Source organism: Streptosporangium sp. NPDC000239 (genome assembly GCF_040300765.1).
GTDB lineage: Bacteria > Actinomycetota > Actinomycetes > Streptosporangiales > Streptosporangiaceae > Streptosporangium.
In genome coordinates this window covers 292,268-317,644 of record NZ_JBEPEI010000008.1, presented here as the reverse complement: position 1 = coordinate 317,644, position 25,377 = coordinate 292,268, and the positions used below count along the sequence as shown (strand labels likewise).

At 71.2% G+C, this 25,377-nt stretch carries 15 protein-coding genes; 7 read left to right on the top strand and 8 right to left on the bottom strand.

Annotation, left to right across the window (positions count from 1 at the left end):
• Positions 1-49 precede the first annotated feature (49 nt).
• The 6 genes from ABT340_RS22170 to ABT340_RS22145 form a co-directional block, all read right to left on the bottom strand.
• On the bottom strand, positions 50-634 hold the full coding sequence (locus ABT340_RS22170) for a hypothetical protein (protein ID WP_352012690.1): 585 nt from the start codon (positions 632-634) through the stop codon (positions 50-52).
• 437 nt (positions 635-1,071) lie between these two features.
• On the bottom strand, positions 1,072-1,458 hold the full coding sequence (locus ABT340_RS22165) for a hypothetical protein (protein ID WP_352012689.1): 387 nt from the start codon (positions 1,456-1,458) through the stop codon (positions 1,072-1,074).
• 5 nt (positions 1,459-1,463) lie between these two features.
• Complete coding sequence (locus tag ABT340_RS22160) at positions 1,464-8,351, bottom strand: polymorphic toxin-type HINT domain-containing protein (RefSeq protein ID WP_352012688.1); 6,888 nt, start codon at positions 8,349-8,351, stop codon at positions 1,464-1,466.
• 22 nt (positions 8,352-8,373) lie between these two features.
• Positions 8,374-11,835 carry a LamG-like jellyroll fold domain-containing protein gene (locus ABT340_RS22155; RefSeq protein WP_352012687.1) on the bottom strand — a complete coding sequence of 1,154 codons (3,462 nt, stop codon included), beginning with the start codon at positions 11,833-11,835 and terminating at the stop codon, positions 8,374-8,376.
• A gap of 738 nt (positions 11,836-12,573) precedes the next feature.
• On the bottom strand, positions 12,574-13,581 hold the full coding sequence (locus ABT340_RS22150; protein ID WP_352012686.1) for a zinc-dependent alcohol dehydrogenase family protein: 1,008 nt from the start codon (positions 13,579-13,581) through the stop codon (positions 12,574-12,576).
• Positions 13,578-13,976, bottom strand: coding sequence for a nuclear transport factor 2 family protein (locus ABT340_RS22145; protein WP_352012685.1), 399 nt, complete (start codon positions 13,974-13,976; stop codon positions 13,578-13,580). Before ABT340_RS22145 ends, ABT340_RS22150 begins: the two co-directional genes overlap by 4 nt.
• A gap of 84 nt (positions 13,977-14,060) precedes the next feature.
• Here ABT340_RS22145 and ABT340_RS22140 point away from each other — a divergent pair, with 84 nt between their 5' ends.
• The 3 genes from ABT340_RS22140 to ABT340_RS22130 all read left to right on the top strand — a co-directional run bounded on the left by ABT340_RS22140 (position 14,061) and on the right by ABT340_RS22130 (position 16,749).
• Positions 14,061-14,630 (top strand): TetR/AcrR family transcriptional regulator, encoded by a 570-nt coding sequence (locus ABT340_RS22140; RefSeq protein ID WP_352012684.1) that lies wholly within the window; start codon positions 14,061-14,063, stop codon positions 14,628-14,630.
• Between the two features lie 147 nt (positions 14,631-14,777).
• On the top strand, positions 14,778-16,055 hold the full coding sequence (locus tag ABT340_RS22135) for an arginine deiminase (RefSeq protein ID WP_352012683.1): 1,278 nt from the start codon (positions 14,778-14,780) through the stop codon (positions 16,053-16,055).
• Between the two features lie 28 nt (positions 16,056-16,083).
• Positions 16,084-16,749 (top strand): MarC family protein, encoded by a 666-nt coding sequence (locus ABT340_RS22130; RefSeq protein WP_352012682.1) that lies wholly within the window; start codon positions 16,084-16,086, stop codon positions 16,747-16,749.
• Positions 16,750-16,802: 53 nt separating this feature from the next.
• Here the strand turns inward: ABT340_RS22130 and ABT340_RS22125 are convergent, their stop codons facing one another.
• A complete protein-coding gene (locus ABT340_RS22125; RefSeq protein WP_352012681.1) occupies positions 16,803-17,186 on the bottom strand; it encodes a hypothetical protein in 384 nt (127 codons plus the stop codon).
• Positions 17,187-17,595: 409 nt separating this feature from the next.
• Between ABT340_RS22125 and ABT340_RS22120 the strand changes: the two genes are divergently transcribed.
• From ABT340_RS22120 to ABT340_RS22110, 3 genes are all read left to right on the top strand, one after another.
• Positions 17,596-18,108 (top strand): hypothetical protein, encoded by a 513-nt coding sequence (locus tag ABT340_RS22120; protein ID WP_352012680.1) that lies wholly within the window; start codon positions 17,596-17,598, stop codon positions 18,106-18,108.
• 255 nt (positions 18,109-18,363) lie between these two features.
• A complete protein-coding gene (selA, locus tag ABT340_RS22115) occupies positions 18,364-19,653 on the top strand; it encodes an L-seryl-tRNA(Sec) selenium transferase (RefSeq protein ID WP_352012679.1) in 1,290 nt (429 codons plus the stop codon).
• Complete coding sequence (locus ABT340_RS22110; RefSeq protein WP_352012678.1) at positions 19,653-21,476, top strand: SelB domain-containing protein; 1,824 nt, start codon at positions 19,653-19,655, stop codon at positions 21,474-21,476. The genes selA and ABT340_RS22110 overlap by 1 nt, the downstream gene beginning before the upstream one ends.
• Here the strand turns inward: ABT340_RS22110 and ABT340_RS22105 are convergent.
• On the bottom strand, positions 21,466-22,758 hold the full coding sequence (locus ABT340_RS22105) for a cytochrome P450 (RefSeq protein ID WP_352012677.1): 1,293 nt from the start codon (positions 22,756-22,758) through the stop codon (positions 21,466-21,468). The two genes, ABT340_RS22110 and ABT340_RS22105, sit on opposite strands and share 11 nt — an antisense overlap.
• 367 nt (positions 22,759-23,125) lie before the next feature.
• On the opposite strand from ABT340_RS22105, the gene ABT340_RS22100 reads away from it, so the two are divergent.
• Complete coding sequence (locus ABT340_RS22100; protein WP_352012676.1) at positions 23,126-25,351, top strand: SpoIIE family protein phosphatase; 2,226 nt, start codon at positions 23,126-23,128, stop codon at positions 25,349-25,351.
• Positions 25,352-25,377: the final 26 nt, after the last annotated feature.

The window sequence follows — 25,377 nt, the reverse complement described above, 5'->3', positions numbered from 1 at the left end:
GACGCGGGCGGGGTTTCGCCGGTCACGCCGTGGTCGCGCCGGTCCCTCGTCACGACGCCTTGCGGCTCAGGGTTCCGACGAGGGTGCGGATGTAGGCGCCGGAGGCGGTCCTGGACTGGTAGTGGTAGGTGGCGCTGGTGACGGTGGTGCTGCCCGCGGCGCATCGGGGGTTGAGCAGGGTGGCGGTCCCGCCGGGGCGGGGGGCGTCGCCGGAGCTGGGGGCCACGGTCCAGGTGTAGCCGCGCTTGGAGGCGGTGCCGGTGCCGGCGAAGGCCTTCGGCTGTCCGGCGTAGATGTCGTCGACGTTGCCGCCGATGACCGCCAGGCCCCCCTTGGGCAGCAGGGGGACCACGCCGCCGGGCACGACGGAGACCCGGCGCTTGACGGAGGTGCCGCTGTTGCCGTTCCAGAACGTGGCCCGCGCCGAGCCGGAGAAGCCCGAGGTGAGGGCGGCCGAACGCCAGTCGGCCTGGTGGCCACCACAGCCGGGGCCCTCACCGGCCGCCTGGGCGGTACTGAAGGGCGCCTTCGTGACGGCGGGAAGGACGGCGGCCTGGGCGGGCGATATGAGAGCGGGCGTACCGGCCAGTGCGACGAGGGCGGTGGCCAGCGACAGAACAGACAGATGGCGCATAGGAAGCTCCTTTGAACGGACGTGCCCCCAGCCGCCGGGATGCGGTGTCGTGGGGGCGACGGCAACCTATCGCCACGGAAGGTAGTCGCGTGATTACGGTAGGGAAATGGCCGGTTCAGGTCACCCGCTTGAGTCGGAGCCTCGGCTGTCGTCCGTGTGCATCCCCCGCCGCGGCGGATCGAGCCGGAGAACCACTCACGCTGACCGGTTTCGTCGGAGGTGTCCGGAGGCGGCTTTCCGGTGCGGTGGCGTGGAGGGGTCGTCATCTCCCGGCACGGTTGAGACGTTTATCACAGGTTCCGATTCGTTGTCCTCTGCGGTGGAAATTTTCCAGTCGCTCGCCACGTCGTGGTCGTCGACCGTTCGGGTGAGAGTTCGTACGGGGCCATCCGGGGTGAATCTGCCGGAATCCGTCCTTGTGTCATTCGACGGGTCGGTTAAAGATCGTACGGATAGAGCTGGATTTCGGGGGCGCAGAAGGAAATCTGACCTTCCACGGGAAGCTCCGACCTACGATTCGTGATTTCGATCAGAAGGATGTCCTTCCCCACTCCGATCTCTACTGTTGAATCATCGCCGTCGTCGAATCGGATAACCGAACCCACAATTATGGTGGCAGTCCCTGCTCCGGTGGCCTCCGAAAGGGAAGTGGTGCCTGAAGAGGCGAAAGTCCATTCTGTGACCTCTTCTGGTACTTCGATCTCTATATCGAAGTGCCCTGGTTTTGCAGGGCGCTTTCCCATCCATCGGCCGGACGCGGTGCCGGACTCGCATCTGAATTGTACGATTCCCTGCGCTGGGTCCAGGACCTGCAGGATTTCCACTCGCATCATTTCACCCCCAAGGGAACTCGCTGCATGGTGTTGCCGATCGTCCATGTGTTTGTCACGGAGTTCCAATCCCACGTCTCCATGTGGAAGTGGAATTTCGTAGGCTTGCTGTTCATCTCGTGATCCCCCATGCGGATGCTACGGCGCCCATCGGAGGATACGAGACGGTTGGGATCCACCTTCCCGGTTCGCGGGTGGATGTTTGTGTACGGTCCAGGTCCCAGGAAATCAGTCCATGCCTCATATGCCTGTGATGGCTTGAGGGGTTTGGGGGCTGTGACCTCCGGAAGGTTGATGACCTCCGCCTCAGGTCCACAGTTGTGCACCAGGACGGGGTTCTGTCCCGCCAGCACGTAGTACGTGTGGACGTCGGCGACGGTCAGGTCGTAGACGGTGGGGTGGGTTCGCCCGGAGGTCGTGGTGAGGACGTTTGCGGTTTTGCCATTGGGGGTTCTGAGGTGGTCGTTCCGCTGAAGCCGGTCGGCCCTGATCCAGGTGTGGGTGATCTCGTCCCAGAACAGGTGGTGTTCGGTGGCGGTGACGGTTCCTGTGGCGTTTCCCCGGGCGCCGTCGGTGTCCACGGTGATCTGGACGAGGCCGAGGTAGGAGAGGCCGGAGAAGGCGGCCAGGACGGTTTTGGCCTCCGTCTTGCCCGTTCTCGGGTCGGTGGCGAGGACCTTGTCGCCCGCCTTGATCTTCTCGATGGCCTTTGAGGTGCCGTCGGCCAGTTTGACCAGGGTGCCCGCGACGAAGCTGTTGCAGGGCGAACCGCCTCCGGGCTCCGCCTTGGGGTTTCCCGTCTCGCCACGAGGACGGGCCGCACCGGCCGGTGAGTCGGCGTTTCTGGCCGCCGCGCCACCGCCCCGGCCGAGGGCGTTCCTGACCTTGCCCGACGCCTTGCTCGCCGCCTCCGCGACGACCCTGCCCGCCGCGGTGGTGGCGAGCTTGCCGAGGACCAGGCCGGCTCCCTTGCCCAGGCCGTACCCCGCGACCTCCGTGATGGCGCCGACCGCCGCGGCCTTGAACGCGCCGCCGACGCTCCACTCGTCGCGTGGCGTCGAGACGAGGTGGCCCGCCAGACCTCCTGCCGCGCCGCCCGCGGCGACGCAGCCGATACTGCCCGCGCCTCCTGTGGCGACCTCGCATCCGACCGTGACGACGACCGTGACGGTGACGTTGACGATGGTCGCCTTGTGCTTGGTCCAGAAGTGCTTCGTCTTGCAGCCGAAGCTCCAGCGGCCGCAGTGCGGCGGGTTGCTCGGCGGGGGCGGCGGGGTGTACCAGACGTAGATGCCGCCACCGCTGCCACCCGGGTTCTTGATGGGGGTGACACGGCAGGACGGGCAGGGCTGTGCGCCGCCGTCGTACATCAGGCCTGTGGGGTCGGAGCCGGTGACCGGGTTGTTGTCGGCGTAGGCGTAGCCGTTCCAGCTCTGCGGGTCCGAGACGTCGAAGACCGGGTCGACCGAGATGAACCGGCCTGTCTCCGTGTCGTACTCGCGGGCGCCGAGGTGGGTCAGGGCCGTGGCCTCGTCGACGACGCCGCCGACGTAGCCCCGCTGGCCCGGCCAGAACGGCGGCGGGGTGCCGCGTTGCTGCCCGAAGGGGGTGAAGCGGCGGTGGCTCGTCGCCTGGGTCTCCGTGTCGTCGACCGAGACGTCGGCGCTGTCGTGGTGGTCCGCGCCGAGCCAGGTCACACCCCTGCTGGTACGGGTGGCGATGGTCTTGCCCGCGTAGGTGTAGTAGCGGGTGGCGCTCTTGGCTCCGGTGGCGGTGTCGAGCCGGATCTCCATGCCGGCGACGTACAGCGTGGCCGACGTCGGGTCACGGCGGATGAGCCGTTCGCCGTTGGCGTCGTAGACGTAGGTGCTGACGCCGGAGGGGTCGGTCGACCTGGCCAGGTGGCCCTCGACGTCCCACTCCAGCAGGCGGCCCGAGCCGCGTTCGGTGGTGTTGCCCGCCTTGTCGTAGGCGTAGGTGTCGATCTGGCCGTCACGGGTGCCGCCCCGGTACTCGACGGAGGTCAGCGTGTGCGGCTGGGGCCTGCCCGGCCCGGCGTAGGTGTAGGTCTTGGTGACGTCGCCCGCCGTCCGGTGGTCGACCTCCTTGGTCCGGTTGCCCACCGGGTCGTAGGTGAAGGACTGCCAGTACGGCGACGGCCCGCCCAGGACACTCGGGGAGGGGTCGGCGGCGCAGTCACCGGTCGGCGTCCACGCCTCGGTCAGGCGTTGCAGGTGGTCCTGCCGGAAGCACTGGATGTCGGCCTGCCGGCCGGACGGTGTGTCCGCGATCCTGGTGACGTTGCCCGAGGGGTCGTAGGTGTAGTTGGTGTCCGTGACGGAGATCGGGGCGGTCTCGCGCTCGTAGAGGGAGCGGGTGAGCCGGTTGGTGCCCTCCTCGTAGAAGTTGGTCCGCTTGAGCCGCTTCAGACCCGTGCTCAGCGTCATGTCGAGGACCTGGCCGAGCTTGGAGTAGGTCGTCGAGGTGACGTAGGGGGTCAGGCCCCGCATCGTGGTCGGGTTGCCGAGGTCGTCGTAGCCGAACAGCATCGTCTCGCCGAGCAGGCCTCCGGCTGCGGGCAGTACGACGCGGTGGACGGTGCCGTCGGAGTTGTAGTCGGTGGTGGTCCTGTACGTGCCGGCCAGCCCGCCCTCGGCGGCGGGGACGACGGTCTGGGCCCCGGTGACCCGGTAGGCGGTGTCGTAGCCGGTCACGGCGCTGGTGTAGGCGTCCGTCGCCCCGGTGGCGGCGTTGCTGACATAGCGGGTCGAGGAGACCGGCTGGCCCTTCGCCTCGGTGCCGTCGGCGAGTCTGTCGAACGTCCACTCGGCGAGCTTGACGCCGCTCGCGGACGTCCCCTCGTACTCGGCGGTCTTACGGCCCAGCGCGTCGTAGGTGAAGAACAGGCTCTTGCCGCGCGCGTCGGTGACCGTTTTGAGCCAGTCGGACCTGTCGTCGTAGGCGAGCTTCGCGGTGCCCTTGTCGGGGTCGTCGACCTGGACCAGCCTGCCCCGCAGGTCGTAGTGGTAGCCCCAGGCGTTGCCCGCCGTGTCGGTGATGGTGGCGGGCTGCCCGGCACGTGTGTAGGTGTACTTCGTGGCGTCGTAGTCGCCGGTCGGGGAGTCACCCCTGTACTGCCGGACCTCGACCGTCTCACCCTGCGCGTTGACGATCGTGGTGACCGGGGTCGAGCCCGGCGGCGGGTCGACGCTGGTCCGGTCGCCGCCGTAGGTCGTGGTGGTGCGCCACTGCTCGGTGCCGCGTTTGCGGAAGATCCGCGCGGTCGGCCACTCCATGCCGTTGTAGACCGTGACGTTCTGGCCGGGGACGTCGTCGTCGCTGGCCGGGACCCACAGCGTGCCGCCGGGATCGCCCTCGGTGTAGTAGTCGTCGTTGGTCTTGTAGACCAGGCCGCGTGTGTCGTACAGCGTGTCGTTGATCAGCCGTCCGCCGCCGGGGGCGGGCTGCTGGGTCTGCCGCGCGCGTAACAGGCCGTCGTAGAGCGCGTAACCGGTGGTGTAGGTGGTTCCGTCGTCGCGCAGCGTCGAGGTCGAGACGGTGGTCGGCCCGTCGGTGCGGATCTGGTAGCCGAACCTCATGTTCGGCGTCGAGGCGTACGTCGCCCTGGCGTGGCCGGGCAGCCACACCCCGGTCAGCCTGCCCAGCGGATCGTAGGCCAGTTCGGCACGTCTGCCGTTGGCGTCGGTGGTCGCGACGGGAAGTCCCCAGGCGGGTTCGACCTCGGTCCTGGTGACGTGGCCGAGCGCGTTGGTCTCCTGCTTGGCCGTGACCGGCCCGGTGGCCGGGGTGTAGGCCGTCCTGGTCGTGGTGCCGTTGGCGTCGGTGACCACCAGCGGACGGCCGTAGACGTCGTAGGTGGTCGAGCCCACGGTGGCGTACCGCGGGCCGCCGTCCCACGAGCCGAGCTTCTCGGTCTTGGTGACGTCACCCCTGGACGGCGCCTCGCCGAAGGCCTTGCCGTCGTAGTACTTGCGGACGTCGGAGACCACGTCGCCGGGACGCTCGGGGGTGACGGCGCACGCCTTGGTCACCGTCTCCACCCTGACGGCGTAGGAGACCAGCCACCGGGCGGCGTCGCGGGCGTAGGTCGTGCGGACGCACTGGTCGTCGTCACCGGCGGCGTCGTCGCCGAGGTCGTCGACCTGGACGGGCAGGCCGTCGGCGTTGTACTCGGTGTCGGTCGTCGTGCGCCGCCACCCGCCGGAGGCCAGCGCGGTACGGGAACGTTCGCTGTCGCCGCGCACCATGTTCGCCGTGGTGGTTCCCCAGGATCGGACCCGTTTGGCGGTCTGTTTGACCCAGTAGCCGTTGATCGCGCCCGTCATGGCGGCGCCGGAGGGGCCGTCGTGGTGAATCTCCTCGCGGACCTGGCCCTGCAGGGGTTCGGCGTCGGTGACGGCCGTGCCCTCGGAGTCGGTGACCTTGACGTGGCGGGTGCCGCCACCGGACAGTTCGTCGCCGTCCATCCCGCGGAAGTAGGTGAACTCGGCCTTGGAACGCTGTTCACCGGGGGCTCCGCGCAGCACGCGCACCTTGCCGTAGCCGCGCCACTGGGACCAGGTCTTGTACTTCTCCTTGGTCAGTCCGTCGTCGTCATCGTGGTGCCAGGCGCCGCCGCCCAGGTACTCGTAGGTCTCCAGCACGTCCGGAGAGCCGCCGGTGCGGTCGATCTGCTGGACCTGGGTGACCACGTACTTGTGGAACCAGTCGAGCTTGGGTGAGGTGGCGCCCTCGGGAGACCAGTACTGCGGATAGCAGCGGCGGGTGTTGGAGTCCGGTTCGGGGGTGTCGCCCGCTCGGCAGTCCTCGTCCGAGTAGGTGATGGACAGGGCGCCACCGGTCTCGTTGTCGATCGCGGAGATCCGCCACTTGGTGAGCGGAGGCCGGCCCTCCAGGGCGTCGACCCGGTTGGGTCGCTGAACTCCCGCGAACCTCACCTGCGGCAGGGACGCCGTCCCGCCGACCTTCCCGGTGTGCCGGATCCCGGCCAGCCACAGCGCGGCGGCCGTTCCGTCGCCCGGGGCGCGCATCTCCTGGTCGAGGGCCCAGCTGTCGACGTCCCTGTACGAGCCGCCGGACAGCACCTGCGCGGTGACGGCGGCGAGCCGCTTACGTGTCCAGAAGGTCGGCGAGTACTGGTCGAGGCACTTGTCGCCGGAGTCGCAGTTCTGGTCGTAGGGGACGTCCGGCCAGTGCTTGGCGTTGTCCTTGGTGAGCTTGCTCTCCGCGCAGTCGAAGCTCGACGTCGCGACGCACCGCTCCGCGACGTCGAAGACGACCCTGGCCGGGGCCGAGGAGGTGAAGATCGCGTCGGAGCGCTGCCCGTAGTCGATCCGCTTGAGGTAGCCGCCCCGGTCGTAGACGGTCGGGGTGCCGTTCGGGACGCCGTTGGTCAGGGTGGTGACGTCACGGCGGTAGTGGTTGGTCTCCCGGCCGTACCAGAAGGTGCTGACCGTGCCGTGCGGGTCCACGACGTAGTCGAGGTTCCACCGCCACGCCTGCCGGCACCAGGAGTCGGAGAAGGAGGCCTTGTGGCACGGCTCCCCGTCGTCGTCGCCGAACACCGGAACCGTCCATGTCGACTCGGTCTCCGCCCTGCCGCTCGCCCAGCCGGGCAGGTGGTCACGGCCGAAGTAGTACTGCGTGCCGTCGGGGGTGGTGACCCGCCAGTACTCGCCGTCGTCGCCGGTGCCGCCCTCGTCACCGTTGTCCGCGCCGGTGAGCCTCTCGACCTTGGAGCCGTCGTCCTCCTTGGGCTGCCAGGTGCCGGTCGCGTCGTCCAGGACCAGTTCGGTGGCCTGGCCGTTCAGGGAGAGGGTGGCGTTGTGGTTGCCCCAGCACTGGTCGTTGCGTCTGGGCTTCACGTCGTCGTCGGCGCACTGCTTGTACCTGCGCTCGACGAAGCCGGGCCAGTAGTCGAAGCCCTCGCCGATCCAGGAGGTCTGGTTGTTGGAGGCGACCGTCCGGCCGTCGATGCCTCCCGAGGAGTAGACGAACCCGATGTTGGGCGTCGGCCCGCCGGGGGTCGGTGGCAGGCGTAGCGGATAGGACCAGGAGAACGCGCCGCTCTGGTTGCTGACGCTCCAGGTCGCCGACGGCGACAGCGAGGTGGCCTCGTAGGTGCCCGCGGGCCCCGAGGGCGCCGCCTCGGCCGCCAGCGTCACGGTGGCGCCGGTGGCGAAGCCGACGTCGGCGGACAGCCGGCCGGTCCTGACGTCGTTGCGGGTGGGCAGCGGTTTCCGGGTCTGGCACGACGGCAGGTCGGGGGTGGTGGCCGCGCAGGGAGGCAGCTGGACCAGCCGTAGCCGGGAGGCCCAGTCGCCGCCGAAGGCGTACCGGAAGCCCGAGTAGTCCACCTCGACCGGTACCCGCACCGGGGCGGACGGCGTGGTCCCGGGCGTCAGCTGGACGCCGAGCCCGTCGATCCGCGACCTGCTCGCGGCGCGCGCGTCCAGCACCCGTACCCGGACGGTGGGCGGGCCGCCTCCGGCCAGGGCCCTGCCGTCTCCATCGGGTACGGGGACGGCCGGTCCCAGCCGGATCGGCGACCGTCCGGCCCGCGCCAGGGTGGGCGCGGCCTTGGCCGTACCGTCCGCCGGGGCCGGGAGCTCGACCGTCGCCGTGCCAGGGCTGGGCCAGGACACCGCGGGCGGCTCCTTGAGGTCGTAGCGGGCCCCCGGGTCCGTCACGGGCCCGCGTGCCCTGACCTCATGGCCCCGTACGGCGTGCTGCTCCTGGGCCCTGTGCCACCCCGGGTCGCCGCCGCTCGCCTGAGCCGGGGCCGGGGCCGGGCCGATCAACGCGGCCTGCAGTACGACCGCCAGGATTCCGGCGACCGGAATCAGGCCTCGCCTTGAACCGAACACGCTTTCCTCCAGGGGGTGCCGGCTAGTCGCCGATGGGGAGGTTCGACGCGATGTCGATGACCTGGCGGTCGGTCAGGGTGCCGGTGTAGGCGCGGACGTCGTCCACCTCACCGCCGAGGAAGTCGACGGACACGCCCAGATACCTGGACCGGCCGATCTGCAGGGCGCCCGCGGCCCAGGCGCCGGTGGAGGGACGCTGGTCGGCGAGCTGGCCGTTGACGTAGAGGCGGATCTGCTTGGCGGGCTCGTCGTACACCCCGGCCAGGTGCGTCCAGGTGTTGAGCGCCGAGCAGTCGACGGGCTCGGCCGACACGGCGTGCGTCCAGATGGCGGTGTCGGTGTTGTTGCCGGTCGTCGAGAACGCCCAGCGGGGCACCTTGACGCCGTTCTCGGTGTAGAGCCGGTAGCCGAGGTAGAAGGCGCTGTTCCTGGGACCGTCCTGGGCGAGGGCGGTCATGACGCGGCTGGGAAGCACGCAGGAGTCGTCACCCGCCAGGCGCACCCACGCCGCCACCGCGTAACTGTGGTCGGTCCTGATCGGCGCCGACGAAGTGGCCGCGTAGGCGGTGGTGCCGTTGAGACTGAGCGCGCCGCCGCCGTCGAAGCCGTCCCCTGACCAGGTGGCGCCACCGCCGAGCGTCGCGGGCCAGCGGCTGTCGGTCGAGTTGGCCGCGGTGGTGCCCGTGTTCTCCTCGAACTTCCACCAGCCGCGCTGGACGGGCGGCTGTTTGGCCATGGCGGCGATCTCGTCGCCGAGACCGGGGTCGTTGACCGTGCGCGGGTCGTCGGACAACTCCCGCTTCCAGATCTTCACGTCGTCGATGTCACCGGCGAAGTTCTCGATGTACGTGCTGTGCCACCTCACCCGTCCCAGTTGCAGTGGGCCGGTCGCGTCCCAGGGCGCGTGGGGGAAGGCGGCGGGCGCCGACTGGAGAACGCCGTTGACGTACAGCCGCAGCTGGCGGCGTGGCGCGTCGTACACGCCCACCAGGTGTGTCCAGATGCCGGTTGTCGCCTCGGTGTCGCTGAGCGCCTTCGAGATGGTCTCGGTCTCGCTGTCGGTGCTGTACTTGCTGAAGACCCAGCGCTTGGAATAGGAGGCGTAGTAGAGCTGGAAGCCCGAGGCGACGTCGGCGGCCTGGCTGACGACGGTGGAGTTCTTACTCCCGTCGGCCAGCAGGACCCAGGCGGACACGCTCATGCTCCTGTCGGTGTGCACCACGGGGCCGGTCGTGCTGCCGTATCCGGTGCTGCCGTCCAGCCGGATTCCGCCGCCCACCCGGGCGCCAACCCAGGTGGCGCCCCCGGTCAGCGTCAGGGGGTGTGTCGTCGCCCCGGAGTCGGCCGCCGTGGTCCCCGAGGTCTCGTCCAGCCGCCAGTGCCCCTCGGGGCCGAACCCGGCGTTGACGTAGAAGCCGTAGACGGCCGGGGTCTTGCCGACGTTGCCCGCCCGGTCCACGGGATAGACGTACAGGGCGTTCAGCCAGTCGTGCCGGGGAGCCAGCCGTACGTTCACCGAGGTCTGCCCGGCGGGGATCGCCACCTGGGTGGCGGCCGTGGCCAGGGCGGGGTCGTCGAGCGCCCACCGGAAGGCCGTCACGTCGGTCTCGCCGTCGCCGGGGGACAGGGTGAAGGCGCCCGCCCAGCCCACGCTGCCCTGCCAGGCGTCGGGGGTGTCGGCCGGGTAGTCGAGGGAGGTCACCTTGGGCAGGGTGGCGGGGTCGACGGTGTCCACCGTGAACTCACACCACTTGCTCCACGCGCTGGAGTCGGTGCCGTCGTAGGCCTTCACCTTGTAGGAGTAACTCTGCCCGGTGACGAGCCCGGTCAGCTTCACCGAGTGGTCGGTCGCCGAGGTGGTGTACTTGTAGGCGGTCTTGCCTCCACCGGGCAGGGTCGAGGTGATGTCGTCCCACTGGCCGGTGGCCGTGTTGTAGTGGTGCATGACGAACTCGGCCCGCACGCCGTCGCCGGCCTTGTCGGGGTCGTAGATCTTGGCCTTCAGCTGGAGCGGGTTCGCCGCGTCACCGGCGTTGACCGACGGCCGGGAGACCCCGACGACGCAGGGTGTCGCCGGATAGGTACCGATGCCCGAGGGCGCCGCGGGCGGGGTGTTGTAGTCGATGACGAGCTTCGGCGCGCCGCTGAAGCCCTTCCACCCCCATACGCCGCTGCTGGTGTCGTTGGAGTCCTTCAGCCCGAACGTCGTGTTCACCCAGCCGGACTTGGCGGCCATGACGATCGCGCGGGTCACGTCGAACTCGATGCCCTTGTCCGGGCAGGAGGAGCTGTAACCGGCGTCGGAGGCGACGCTGCCCAGGTGGTCGCTCCAGCCCGGCTGGCGGCTCCAGGTCGTCGAGGTGGAGATGCCGTCGGTGCGCCAGAGCTGTACGGCCTGCGGGCTGGAGGTGCAGCCCCAGGACTTGACCTGCGTGATGCGGAAGGTGGCCTTGAGGATGTGCTTGCCGTTGACGTTGTCGGAGTCCATCCGGAAGAACGACCGTTTGAGCCCGCTGCCGTAGTTACCGGCCTCCGGCATGTGGCTGGAGTTCCAGTACTTCTGGGAGGGATAGGCCTTGTCGACATACGTCCAGGCCAGCTTGGAGCCCGACCACTGCGGGTCGAGGTAGACCGGATAGGTCGTGTCGGGGGAGGTCAGCAGGGCCCTGTCCGGGGTGATCGCGACACGGTCCCCGGCCACCTCGACACCCATGAGAGCCTGCCTGCTCGCACGCCGTGGCCCGGCCTGAAGCCCCGTCTCGGTTCCCGAGGAGTCCCACATGCGCGGGGCCGGGGCGTGGAACACCTCGGCTCCCGTCCCGGTGACGGCGCTCAGGCCACCGGTCTCGGTCTTACGCACCGTCAGCCCGGTCGCGCGCGTGCCGAAGGCCAGCCGGTTCAGCGCGGGGTTGGCGGCGGCCTGCCTGGTCTTGACCACGAGCACCTCGGAGAAGCCGAGCACCGACGCGGTCACCTTCAGGTCCACGCCGGGCATCACCTCGGCGTAGGTCGCGGTGTCCCCTTCCAGTACCGGTTTCGGCAGGCTCGCGGGCCAGGTCATCGCCACCGAGCGCCCGCCCTCGCCGATGACGGCCAGTGGGGCCGTCCCGCCGCCGGAGAAGGTCAGGTCCAGCGGCGTCGCCACGGTTCGCACGCTCCCGTCCTGGGCGAGGACGAGAGTCGTGTCGACGTCGGCCCAGCCGCCGCCCCGCCGTACCCGTTCGGGCAGCGCCGCGGTCTCCGAGGTGAACGATCCGTCGGGGTTGGCGAACACCTGGCGGTTCTCCGTGCGCAGGGCCGAGACCTCGACCCGCTCCTTGTCGTGCCGCGCCTGCTGCGAGGCCGCCTGTTCCGTAGGCGCTGTCGGCGCCTTCGGGGCCGACGCCGCGGTGCTTCCGGTCGCCGGGGCGCCGAAGGTCACGAATGCACCGGCCGGCAGCGCCATGACCATGGCGATGACCGCTCCGCGGGGGAAAAACCGCACCCAGGCCTCCACAAAATCTGCGTAACCACGTTTTCACGGAGTGTTCGCCTGTTCCGTCGCACGCACATCACGGAACAAGAACACCGATAGTCCGAACCGGTGCCGTTTCACGGCGCCGGCGACCGGCTGGAGATCCGGCCCGCGGGCCGAAGAAGGCGTCGCCGTACGGCCTCATCGTCCGCCTCCGCGACCGCCGAGGGGTTGAATCCTCTCGAATTTCAGCGGGGCCGCTCGGGGCGCCACCGGGAAGGCGAAACGCGACGGAGGCCTCGCCCGCCGGGAAAATCTCTGGAATGGGATGTTCTCCCAGGTCACATCGGTCGCCAGGGTGTCTCGCCGGGTTTCCCTCCCTCCTCTTTCCCGGATGCGCGGGTACCGGGGTCCGTCCAGTGTTCACCGGACCTCGGCCGGTCGATTCCGAGGTTTTGGAGCGGGATTCCGTGAAGTCATGGGAACCGATATCCGGGCGCCGCCGTTCCGGATTGGACGTAATCAATTTTTCGGCCTCGCCACCGCCTTCTGAAGCTCGATTCACGGGCATCTTACGAGAGGTGAGGCCCGCGCTCATTGTCGATAAGCGCACAATCATTGTCATGGAGCGCAATCGAGTGAGGAGATCGCGGTGCGGTCGATTTCCGCGGTGCCGGCCGCCGGGCGTTTCGACCGGTGGCGGGGCGGGCGGTGTCCGAGACGACGTCGGCGAGACGGAGGAAGCTCGTCATCCCGGACGGACCGAGGTCAGACGGTGATGACGACCTTGCCGAAGGCCCTGCCCGAGGCGTAGTGGCGGTAGGCGTCGTGGGCCTTGCCGAAGGGGAAGACGCTGTCGATGAGCGGGCGGAGGCCGTTGGCCTCGATGACCTCGTTCATGGCGAGGAACTGGGCCCGGCTGCCGACCGCGACGGGACGCATGGTGGCGCCGGAGGCGAACAGCAGGCGTGGGTCGATCGGGGCGGCGGTGCCGGAGACGAAGCCCACACAGGCCACCTGCCCCGCCATGGCCGCCGCCCTGAGCGACCGCTCCAACTGACCGGTGACGTCGATGACGTGCTCGGCGCCCCGGCCGCCGGTCAGCTCGCGGACCCCGGCGGGCCAGTCGGGGACGGCCCGGTAGTCGACGACCTCGTCCGCACCGAGATCGAGCAGGCGGGCCGCCTTCTCCGGGCCGCTGGTCGTGGCGATCACCCGGGCACCGAGCGCCTTGGCGAACCGCAGGGCGAACAGCGAGATTCCGCCGGAGCCCTGCGTCACCACCGTCTGACCGGGGTGCGGTCCGCCCATGCCGGTCAGGGCGTTCCACGCGGTGACCGCGGCGCAGGGGAGCGTCGCGGCCTCCTCGTAGGACAGGTGACGGGGGATCGGTACCAGGGACTCCTCCTCGACCAGGGCGACCTCGGTGAGCATGCCGTCCAGGGAGCCGCCGCGCTGCGGCAGGTGCTCCAGGCCGAACGGGCCGTCCTGCCAGCTGGGGAACAACGTGGCCATGACGCGTTCGCCGACCCGCCGGGGATCGACCCCCGCGCCGACCGCCACGACGTCTCCCGCCCCGTCGGACAGCGGGATCACGTCCGGCTTCACCGGCAGCACGTAGTCACCGTGCAGGATCATCAGCTCGCGGAAGCTCAGCGACGTCGCGCGTACGGCGACCGCGACCTGCCCGGGTCCGGGGACCGGGTCCGGGTGCTCCCTGACCTTCAGGCTCGCGAGCCCGGCGCCGCTGTCGAGGTGGTAGCTGCGGATCGTCACGCCGGGACCTCGCCGTCGGTCGCCAGGGGCACCGGGGCACCGGTCTTGCCGTAGCCAAGGGCCTCGACGATCCGCCCGTCGCGGATCCGCATGAGGTTGACGCCGCGAACCGAGTCGGCGGGGCCGTCGCCGTACCGGTAACGCCAGCGGATCGTCGCGCGGTCCCCCGCGACCGTGACGTCCTCGGGGCTGAACTGCGTGGCGCGGTCCTCGGCGAGCGCCCGCCAGAACGCCAGGCACGCCTCGCCTCCCTCGACGCGTTCGCCGTCGGGGGCCGGTTGGATCGCCTCCATCACACAGTCGTCGGCGATCAGGTCGTCGAGGATCGCGGGGGCGTGCTCGACGAACGCCTGGTTGAAGCGGTCGACGACCTCGGCCGTGGTCCGGACTGACAATGTGACTCCTTGAGATAGAACGTTCGGTCTACAGGTTTATATCGACCGGTTGTTCTACTCGTCAACCGGTGGAATGCTGTCCCCATGACGACACGAACCGGACCCGGCCCCCGCGAACGTCTCCTGGAGGCGGCCGGGGAGCTGACCTACACCCAGGGGGTCGGGGTGGGCGTCGACGCCCTGCTGAAGGCCGCGAACGTGGCGCGCCGCTCGCTGTATGAGCACTTTGGCGGCAAGGACGGGCTGATCGCCGAGGTGCTGCGGCGCACCACCGCCGAGGACGAGGAGGACTACCGGCGGACGATGCGGGCGGCGGGGGAGGATCCCCGCGCCCGGCTGCTGGCCGTCTTCGACCGGCTCGCCGAGATCGTCGGCAGGCCGGACTTCCGGGGGTGCCGTTACCTGGCCGCCGACCTCGCGCTGGCCGACCCCGGTCATCCCGCCCACGCCGTGACCCGCGACTACCGCGAACGGGTGCGCGGGTTGTTCGAGGACGAACTGGTCAGGCTGGGACACCGTCGGCCCGAGCGCGCCGCCGGCCAGCTTCTCCTGCTCGTGGACGGTGTTCTCGCGGCGGGGGCGACCAGGCCGGGAACGGGCCCCGCGGCCTCCGCGCGTGAGCTGGCCGGGTTCGTCCTCGACGCCGGGAACTGACCCGGTCCCCCGTGGTTGCCCTGGGGGAAGCAGGGGAACGATGGGAGATGTTGTGGTTTGTCCCCCGTGAGTTCGCCGTGGCGCGAACGGCCACTTCGACGGCGACCGGCAGTTGCCGACGGCGACCGGCAGCGACAGGGGGACACGGTGAGCACGAGGTACGGGGTCCACTCCGAGGTCGGCACGCTGCGGCAGGTGATCGTGCACCGGCCCGACCTGAGCCTGAAACGGCTGACCCCGGTCAACAAGGACGAGCTGCTCTACGACGACGTGCTCTGGGTCGGCCGCGCCCAGATCGAACACGACGCGTTCGTCGGGATGATGCGCGGGCGGGGCATCGAGGTGTTCTACCACCAGGAACTGCTCGCCGAGGCGCTCGAAGCCGCCCCCGAGGCGAAACGGCACGCGGTCGAGCGCACGGTCACCCACCTGACCGTCGGGCCGTCCCTCGTCGACGAGGTCCGCTCGGAACTCGCCTCGTGGAGCGGGGCCAGACTCGCCGAACACCTGATCGGCGGGCTGACCAAGGAGGAGTTCGCCGCCGCCGTGCAGGCCGGGCGTGAGGGCTTCGACGCGCGCTCCCTGGTCGCCGCGATGGCCGAGCGGGGGGCGTTCATCCTGCCGCCGCTGCCCAACTCCCTCTACCAGCGCGACCCCTCGGCCTGGCTGTACGGCGGCGTCTCACTCAACCCGCTCTACTACCACGCCCGGCGGCTTGAGACGATCAACCAGAGCATCGTCTACCACTTCCATCCGATGTTCGCCGACGACGGCTTCGCCTACTGGTACCCCCCGATGGGCGACGACGGCCGCTTCGACGAGGAGGACTTCGGGCACGCCTGCATGGAGGGCGGCGACATGATGCCCATCGGCAACGGCGTCGTCGCCGTCGGCGTCAGCGAACGCACCAGCCCCGTCATGGTCGAGCACCTGGCGAAGGAGCTGTTCACCGCCGGGGCCGCGACCCGGGTGCTGGCGGTCAAGATCCCGCCGAGCCGCTCCTACATGCACCTGGACACGGTCTTCACGCTGCTCGACGTCGACAAGGCGACCGGATACCCGCCGGTCGTCGAGAACGCCGAGGTCCACTCGCTGCGGCCCGCCGACAGACGGGGCACCGCCGTACGGGTCCACCGCGAGCCGGGCCTGGCCGCCGCGTTCGAGGACGCCCTCGGGATCGGCAAACTGGACATCATCCCCACCGGGGGCGACGACTACCAGCGGGCCAGGGAGCAGTGGGACAGCGGCAGCAACTTCGTCGCCCTGGAGCCCGGGGTCGTGGTCGGGTACCACAAGAACGAGTTCACCAACCGCAAGCTGCGTGAGCACGGCGTCGAGGTGATCGAGATCGAGGGGTTCGAGCTGGGCAAGGGCAGGGGAGGCGGGCACTGCATGACCTGCCCGATCCTGCGCGACCCGGTCTGACCACGAGAGCCTCTCGGGAAGGACCGCGATGACGCATCCGGCACTGGTGTTGTTCCTGGCGCTGTTCGGCCTCTACAGCCCGGTCGCGGCCCTGGCGTCCTACCTGCCGATCGTCCGGCCGTACGGCGGCGGCCAGGTCAACCGGCTGGCGGCCGGGCTGGCCCTCAACGTCGCCGTGTTCGTCCTGGCGGCCCTGTGGGTCGGGGAGCCGCTGCTCAAGCTGCTGGGCATCAGCACCGCCGCGCTGACCGCCACCGGAGGCATCGCCCTGGCGTACGCCGCCATCCCGCTGATGCGCGGGAAGGCCGGAGCCGTCGAGGAGCTGGAAAGGCTCCAGGAACAGGAGAGGCCGGAGATCGCGCCCTCGCCCGAGCCCCCGCCGGACCCCAAGTCGATCCTCTTCACCCCGCTCAGCTTCCCGCTGACCGTGGGCGGCACCACCTTCGCCTTCGGCGTCGCGGCCTCGGCGGAGGCCTCGACCGTGCGGGACAAGCTCGCCCTGTCGGTCGCCGCACTGTGCTTCGCCGCGGTCACCGGGCTGACGCTCTACCTGTCGGGGCACGTCCAGCGGCGCATCTCGCTCAAGGGGGCGATGCTCCTGGACCGGGTGGCGGGCATCCTGCTGACCGCGATCGCCGTCATCCTGCTCGCCAACGGCTTCACCGACCTCGTCACCGCCCGCCTCGGCCGCTGACCGCCCGGAGCCGCCTGTGGTCTCGGGTGGTCTCGGGCGGTGGCCGTCCGGGGTCACCGGCCGCCGACGAAGGAGCGGGCGGGGACGAACAACTCGTGCCCGGTGTCGAAGAACACCCGCACCCCGGCGTCCGTCCACTCGGTCGTCCGTACCGAGGCGGCGAACGCCCCGAGGCCCACCCGGTGGCCGTAGGAGAGACCGGGGTCCCGGCCGACGAAGATCTCGTGGGACTCTCCCAGCAGGGTGCTCCTGCGGACCAGTGCCAGAAGGTGCGCCGAGCCGTCGTCGTACGCCACGGTGGCCGGTTGGACGTCACGGTGGAGCACCTCGGAGCGGGGCAGGCTCGCCGCGAGGGACAGCGCCACCCCCATCGCGACGCCGAGAAGGAGCACGCCGAGGAGTCTCAGGCGTGTTCCCGGGGCTGAAGGTGCTGACATCGGCGGCCTCCGTCTCGGGGATCGGTCACCTGGTTCGTCGCTCCCGCGCCGTGGAAGGTTCACGCCCTTCCCGACACACGGCGGGGCGGGACGGTGGCGCGGGCTGTACCGCGGGTCTCCGGCAGGCTGGATCGATCGTCGCGTGCCCACGCGGACATGCTTGGCGGAACGGCGGCCGGGCCCGTCACGCGGGATGCGGGCCGTCGTCGTCAGGAGAAAACGACGCCCGAAAAAACATGATTCATCGGTGTTCAGAACTTTTCCGGGGCGGGGTCTGTCAGACGATGCGTGGGTTCACCGGCCTCCGGGGCTCCCGGCGCCTTTCACGCGTGAGCACCCGTAGGTCCCAAGGACAGCCCTCCGGCGTCCGGCTCGACGGCCGGGTGCCGGGATCATGACGAGGAGAGAGATGAGATCGGTCTTGCTCGGCGCGGCCACCGGCCTCGCCGTCCTGTTCACCGTGGTCCCGCCCGCCACCGCCCAGCTCACGACCCGGGCGGCCCAGGCCGCCGCGCCGGAGGCGGGGAACACCGGGAACACCTGGAACGCCGGGCACGCCGGGAACAGGGTCGTGTACGGCTGGGCCGTACGGTCGGGGAACTCGGCCTTCTCGATCACCCCGCGCAGGGCCGTCCGCGGCCAGGTGGGGGAGAGCGGCCTGCTCGCGTGGGAACTGGGCAGGAAGGCCGGAGCCCCTCTCACGATCCGTTACACCGGGAGGCTGGACTTCCGCCAGGTGAACAGGACGTGCGGCAGGCCCTCGGCCGGTTATCCGTACGACACCTCCGACAGGAGCGCCTACGGCACCAGGAAGTGTTCCTCGGCCCACCTGCGGAAACTGCTGAAGGACAGGATCCCGGTCCGGGTCGAGTACACCGGCGCGCTGGTCGCGGTCAAGGTGCGGGAGCTGGTCCTGCCCTGACGAGGGGCCGCCTCGGAGGACGCCCGCGGGCCGGGGAGGGACGTTCCCGGCAGGACTCCGGATTCGCCCCATCGGAACGGGCCGTTCGCCGCCGATATCCCGCAGGAACGTGAACAACGTCAAAAGGGACGGCATTTTCTGATGGTTTCGTAGAAGGCGAAACCTGTATGTCGTGGTGAAACGTTCACCGTCCCAAAGCGGACTCAACGGCCCGTCGGCTTCGGCTTCGGTATGTTCGCGACCTATGGTCGGGAGATGGACCAACGTCGGCGTGTGCCGCGTACCGACGCCGTGCTCGCCGACCCCCGGCTCGTCGCGGCCGAGGGCCGGCTGGGAAGAACGGTCGTCAAGGAGGCGGTCGTCCGGGCGCAGTCACGGGCCCGGCAGGGCGGGATCGAGCCGGAGCGGGTCGCGGACGCGGCCGTGGAGGGGCTTCCGCCGTACGCGGCGAGCCTGCGGCCCGTGCTCAACATGACCGGCGTGATCGTTCACACCAACCTCGGCAGGGCGCCGCTGTCCCGGGCCGCGGCCGAGGCGGCGACGGCCGCCGCCGGATACACCGACGTGGAGTTCGACCTGGCGAGCGGGGTCAGGGCCCGCAGGGGACGGGGCGCCCTGGACGCGCTCGTCGCCGCGGTGCCCGGCGCGCGGGACGCGCACGTGGTCAACAACAACGCCGCGGCCCTGGTGCTGGCGGCGACCGCGCTGGCGGCGGGCCGGGAGATCGTGATCAGCAGGGGTGAGCTGGTGGAGATCGGGGACGGCTTCCGCATCCCCGACCTGCTCGTCTCGACCGGTGCGAGGCTGCGTGAGGTGGGCACGACCAACCGCACCGTCTACGCCGACTACGAGCGGGCCGTGGGGCGGGAGACGGGCTTCGTGCTCAAGGTGCACCCGTCGAACTTCCGCGTCGAGGGCTTCACCGGCTCCGTCGGGGTGGGGGAGCTGGGCCGCCTGGGGGTGCCCGTCGTGGCCGACATCGGCTCCGGGCTGCTCACCGGGGAACGGCTGCTGCCGCAGGAGCCGGACGCGGCGTGCGCGCTCGCCGCCGGGGCGGGCCTGGTCACCGCGAGCGCCGACAAGCTGCTCGGCGGGCCGCAGGCCGGTCTGCTGCTCGGCCGCCCCGACCTGGTCGAACGCTGCCGGCGGCACCCGCTGGCCCGCGCGCTGCGGGTCGGCAAGACGACGCTCGCCGCCCTTGAGGCGACGCTGCGCGGTCCCGAGCCCCCGGTGCTCGGGGCGCTGCGCGCGGACCCGGCCACGCTGAGCGCCCGTGCCCGGGTGCTCGCCGAGAAGCTGTCGGGGGCCGGGATCGACGCCGTCGCCGTGCCGAGCCTGGCCACCGTCGGCGGGGGAGGCGCCCCCGGCGTGAGGCTGCCGAGCGCCGCGGTGAGCCTGCCCGAGTGGCTGGCCGTACCGTTGCGGACCGGTGAGCCGCCCGTCGTCGGGCGGATCGAGGCGGGGCGGCTGCTGCTCGACCTCAGGGCCGTCCCCGGGGAGCGGGACGGCGACGTGGCCCGCGCGGTCCTCGGGGCGGTCGGCTGATGCAGGTCGTCGCCACGGCGGGCCACGTGGACCACGGCAAGTCCACTCTGGTGCGCGCCCTCACCGGGATGGAGCCCGACCGGCTGGCCGAGGAACGGCGCAGGGGGCTGACGATCGAGCTGGGATACGCCTGGACGACGCTGCCCTCCGGGGAACGCCTGGCCTTCGTGGACGTCCCGGGGCACGAGCGCTTCCTCGGCACGATGCTGGCGGGGGTCGGGCCGGTTCCGGCGGTGATGTTCGTGGTCGCCGCCGACGAGGGCTGGATGCCGCAGTCGCAGGAGCACCTCGTCGCGCTTGAGGCCCTCGGCGTACGGCACGGCCTGCTCGCGGTGACCCGCGCCGACCTGGCCGACGCCGCACCGGTGGTGGAGGAGGCCGGGGCCAGACTCGCGGCGGCGGGCCTGACCGGGGTCGAGGCGCTGACGGTGAGCGGGCACACGGGGCAGGGGCTCGGCGCGTTGAGGCAGGCACTCGACCGGCTGGTCTCCCGGCTGCCCGCGCCCGACCCCGAGGCGCCGGTGCGGCTGTGGATCGACCGGGTCTTCAGCGTGCGCGGCAGCGGCACGGTCGTGACCGGGACGCTGCCTGCGGGCCGGGTGACCGTCGGGGACGAGCTGGCGCTGGGCGGCGGCCTCGCCCGGGTGCGGGCGCTGGAGTGCCTGAAGGAGCCGGTGACCTCGGTGACCGGTGTGGCCAGGGTCGCGGTCAACCTGCGCGGCGGCGCCCCGGAGCGGGGCCGGGCGCTGTTCACCCCCGGCGCGTGGACCATGACCGACCTGGCCGACGTACGGCTCTCGCCGGTGGGGGGCACGGGCGAGGAGAGCGTCCTGCCGGGCAGGCTGACCGCGCACATCGGCTCGGCGGCCGTGGTGTGCGCGGTCAGACCGCTCGGCGACGGTCTCGTACGGCTGCGCCTGGCCGGGCCGCTGCCGTTGCACGTGGGGGACGTGCTGCTGTTGCGCGACCCGGGCAGGGCCACGGGGCAGGGCGTCGGAGGGGAGGGGGCCGAGGTACGGGTGCTCGCCGGGGCGAGCGTGCTCGACGTGCGCCCGCCCGCGCTGCGCCGCAGGGGCGCCGCGCGCCTGCGGGCGGCCGAACTGGCGGGCGCAGGGCAGGCGGGCACGGGGCGGGCGGGGACGGTGCCCGGTGCGGGGGAGCTGCTGCGCACACACCGGCTGCTGCGCGGGGCGGACCTGCTGGCCATGGGGTGCGTCCCGGAGGGCGAGCCCGTGTGCGGCGACTGGTACGCCGACCCCGCCCACTGGTCGTGGCTGGGTGAACGGCTGGCGGAGACGGTGGCACGGCACGCGGCCGGGCGTCCGCTTGAGCCGGGGATGCCGGTCGAGGCGGCCAGGAACGCGCTCGGCCTGCCCGACCGGAGGCTGGTCGCCGCCCTGGTACGGCCGCCGCTGGCCGTCACGGGCGGGCGGATCGTGAGTGGGCCGCCCCCGGGCCTGCCGGAGCCGGTCGCCCGCGCGGTCTCCCGGCTGCGCGCCGAACTGTCCGCCAGGCCGTTCCTCGCGCCCGAGGCGGGCCGCCTGGCGGAGCTGGGGCTGGGCCCCAGGGAGCTGGCGGCGGCCGTACGGGCGGGGATGCTGCTGCGGATCGCCGAGGGGATCGTGCTGCTGCCCGGCGCCGACACGGCGGCGGCGCGGCTGCTGGCCCGCCTGCCCCAGCCCTTCACGGTCAGCCAGGCCAGGCAGGCCCTGGACACCAGCCGCCGGGTCGCGGTGCCCCTGCTCGAACACCTCGACCGCGGCGGCCTCACCGAACGGCTCGACGGGGTCAACCGCCGTTGCCCGGTGACCGCTACCAGGTGACGGGGATGCCTTCGAAGCCGCCGGTGAGCGAGTTCTCCCGCGTGACGAGCTCCTCGGCGGGCACGGCGAGCGCCAGTGTGGGGAAGCGCTGGAACAGCGTGCCGAAGACCGCGCGCAGCTCGATCCTGGCCAGGCTCGCCCCGATGCAGTAGCGGGCGGCGTAGCCGAAGGCCAGGTGCGGGTCGTCGGTGTCCCGGGAGACGTCGAAGCGGTCGGGGTCGGCGAAGACCCGCGCGTCACGGTTGGCCGCCGTCGTGCTGATGACCACCGCCTCGCCGCGCCTGATCGTGACCCCTCCGACGGTCACGTCCTCGTGCGCGTAGCGGGGCATGCCGTGGTTGCCCGGCGCGGCCACCCGCAGGATCTCCTCGACGGCCGTGTTCACCAGTGAGGGGTCGGCGATCAGGGCGTCCCGCTGCCCGGGGTTGGCCAGCAGCAGCAGTACGCCGTAGTCGATCCGGTTGACGGTCGTCTCGTGTCCGGCGAACAGCAGCCCGGCGGCGAGCGTGGCGATCTCCTCGTCGGGCGCGTCCATGGTCGCGAGGTCGGAGAACACGTCACCGGCCGGGTTCTCCCGCTTGGCGCCGATGATCTTCCTGGTGTACTCGCCGAGCTCGGTCAGGGCGGCGGCCGAGCGCTCCCGGTCCGTCAGGTCCGTCATCGTCTCGGCCAGTGCCCTGAAGTGCTCGCGGTCGCCGTACGGCACGCCGAGCAGCTCGCAGATCACGAGTACGGGCAGCGGCAGGGAGAGCACCTGCCGCAGGTCGGCCGGGCGCGGCCCCTCGGCCATCCGGTCGAGCAGGCCGTCCACCAGCTCCTGGACGTGGGGGGCCAGGGCGGCCATCCTCCGGGCGGAGAAGACGGGGGTGAGCAGCCTGCGCATCCGCTCGTGCTGGGTCTTCTCGGTCTCGATGTCGCCGATCGGGCCGCCGAGGATCACCGAGTTGGAGATCCTGGCCGCCCGGTCGGGGTCGGGCGCGGAACGGCCGAGTCTCCGGTCGGCGAAGGCCTGCCTGGCCTCCTCGTAGCCGGAGACCAGCCAGGCGACGTCGCCGGTCGCGGTGCGCACCCGGGCCACCGGCTCATCGGCCTGCAACGCGCGGTACGCCGCCGGGACGTCGAGCGGGTCCTGCCGGTCGAAGGGCAGCCTCGGCAGGTCGTCGGGGCCGGTGTGGTCGTTGACGGGTTCGTCCATGGACGGAGGGCACCCCCTGGGTTCGGCGGCGGAACCGCTGTCGGACGCCTCGCCGTACGGCGGGGCGATGGATAGTGCGATCTTCATGATTTTTCGTACCATGATTCTTTTTTGACCATATCTGTAGGTATGGCCATGTGGACCATGTGAACCGCGCCATATCCGGTAAACGCGTTCCATTCTTTGGAATGGCGTGTCGCCGGAGGTTCGTCGCGGCGTCAGGACGTCGTCGGCGGGCCGCAAAATCAGCGGGCAGGGGCAAGCTTGGGAATGCGCCTCTCCAAACCCCCTGGTCAAGGGGAGTATCGTCCATATATGCGGATTAAGGCGTGTTATTGGATGGCGCGGCTTTCCCTCCCGTCCGTCCGCCAAGGGCGGGCGGACCGGCACGTGACGGCGGGCACGGCCCGGGAGCGCGGCCGTCCGCGGGCCGGGCGCCGGAGATGAGGCGCTGATGGTGCCCGAGTACCCCACCTTCCTCGAAGGCCGTTCCCCGCGGAGCGGCCTCGACGCGCTCGCCGACGACCTGGTCAAGGCTCTGGAGAGCGTGGGAGCCCACCTGGGCGCGGTCTACCTGCTGGCGCCGGACGCCGACGTGCTGGAACTCGCGGTGATGAAGGGGGCGCCCCGCGACTTCATCCGCCCCTGGGAGCGGATGAGCATGGCCATGCCCATGCCGGTCACCGACGCGATCCGCCACCGGCGGCTGGTGTGGGTCGGCGACGAGAAGGAGATGGCCCGCGTCTACCCGGGGGCGGCGCTGGTCATGCCGTACGAGTTCTCCCTCGCCGCGGTGCCGCTGCTCGGCGCCGCGACCGTCTCCGGCGCCGTCCATGGCACCGTCTACGGGGGGATGTTCGCCCTGTGGGCGGGCACCCACTCGTGCGAGCTGTCCGAGGACGAGCGCGAACGCCTTCTGCGCGCCGCCGCGGAGATGGCGCGGGGGCTTGAGGAGGCCGACAGGCAGGGCCGCAGGCTGCGTCCCGGCCTGGAACCGCGCGTGCTGCCCGCCCCCAGCATGCAGCCCGCCGAGGTGATCGCCGCGGTCGCCGACCGTCTGCCCGAGGGCATCTGCGGGCTCGACGCGGGAGGCCGCGTCACCTTCGTCACCCCTCGGGCCGCCGCGCTGCTCGGCATGCTCCCGGCCCGGCTGCTCGGCTCCCACCCGTGGACCCGGGTGCCCTGGCTGAACGACCCCGTCTACGAGGACCGCTACCGCGCGGCCATGATCAGCCAGCAGGCCGCCTCGTTCGTCGCGCTGCGCCCGCCCGACCGCTGGCTGTCCTTCGAGCTCTACCCGGCGCTCAACGGGGTGACCATGCGCATCTCCCCGGCCATGGTCGAGGCGGCGGACATGCCCGTCCAGCCCCTGGAGACCGGCTCGCCGGGCCCCGTCGCCGAGGTCGGCCTGACCCTCCCGACCAGGGTCGGCGCCCTCTACCACATCCTCCATCTGGCCAGCACGCTCACCAAGGCCGCCAGCGTGCAGGACGTGGTCGACCTGGTCGCCAACCGGCTCATGCCCGCCTTCGGCGGTGACGGGATGGCGCTGATGGTCGCCGAGGACGGCAGGATGAGCGTCGTCGGCGACCGCGGCTACCCGCCCCACCTCAGGGAGCACTACGACGGCCTCCCGCTGACCTCGCCGACCCCGAGCGTGCGGACCATGGTCACCGGGGTGCCCAGCTTCTTCGGCTCCCAGGAGGAGCTGGACGAGGTCTACGGCCCGGAGGTCGCCGTGGACGACGGCATGGCCTCCTGGGCGTTCCTGCCGCTGATCGCCTCGGGACGGTCCGTCGGCACCTGCGTGCTCGCCTTCGCCAGGAACCACCGTTTCACCGTCGAGGAACGCGCCCTGCTGACCGCGCTCGGCGGCCTGATCGCCCAGGCGCTCGAACGGGCCCGCCTCTACGACGCCAAGCTGGAACTCGCCCACGCCCTGCAGCAGAGCCTGCTCCCGCACGCCCTTCCCCGGCTGCCCCGGCTGAGCGCCGCGGCCCGCTACCTGCCCGGCACCGAGGACATGGACATCGGAGGCGACTTCTACGACGTCATCGGCCTCGCCGACGACACCGTCGCCGCCGTCGTCGGCGACGTCCAGGGGCACAACGTCACCGCGGCGGCCCTCATGGGGCAGGTGCGCACGGCGGTTCGCGCCTACGCCACCGCGGGCGCCGACCCCGGCGAGGTCCTGGCCCGCACCAACCACCTCCTGGTCGACCTGGACCCAGGCCTGTTCGCCAGCTGCGTCTACCTGCGGCTCGACCTGCGCCGGAACCTGGCCTGCCTGGCCCGCGCCGGGCACCCCCAGCCGCTGATGCGCCTGCCGGACGGCCGGGTACAGGTGGTCGAGGTCCCCGGCGGGCTGCTGCTGGGCATCGACCACTCCGTTGACTACCCGCACACCGAGATCCCGCTGGAGCCGGGCTCGACGCTGGCCCTCTACACCGACGGCCTGGTCGAGACCCCCGGCGTCGACATCGACGAGGCGCTCGCCGACCTGGCCGTCGAACTCGAACGCGTCGGGGAACGCCCCCTGGAGGAGGTGGCGAGCACCCTGATCAGGCACGCCCAGCAGACCAGCCACCGCAGCGACGACATCGCGCTCCTGCTGCTGCGCCTGGCCGCCGGGCCGTACCCGGGCGGGACCCCCGGCGGGACCAGGGTGGTCCTGGGGTGACCGTCTCGCCGTGGCGCGCGCGGGGT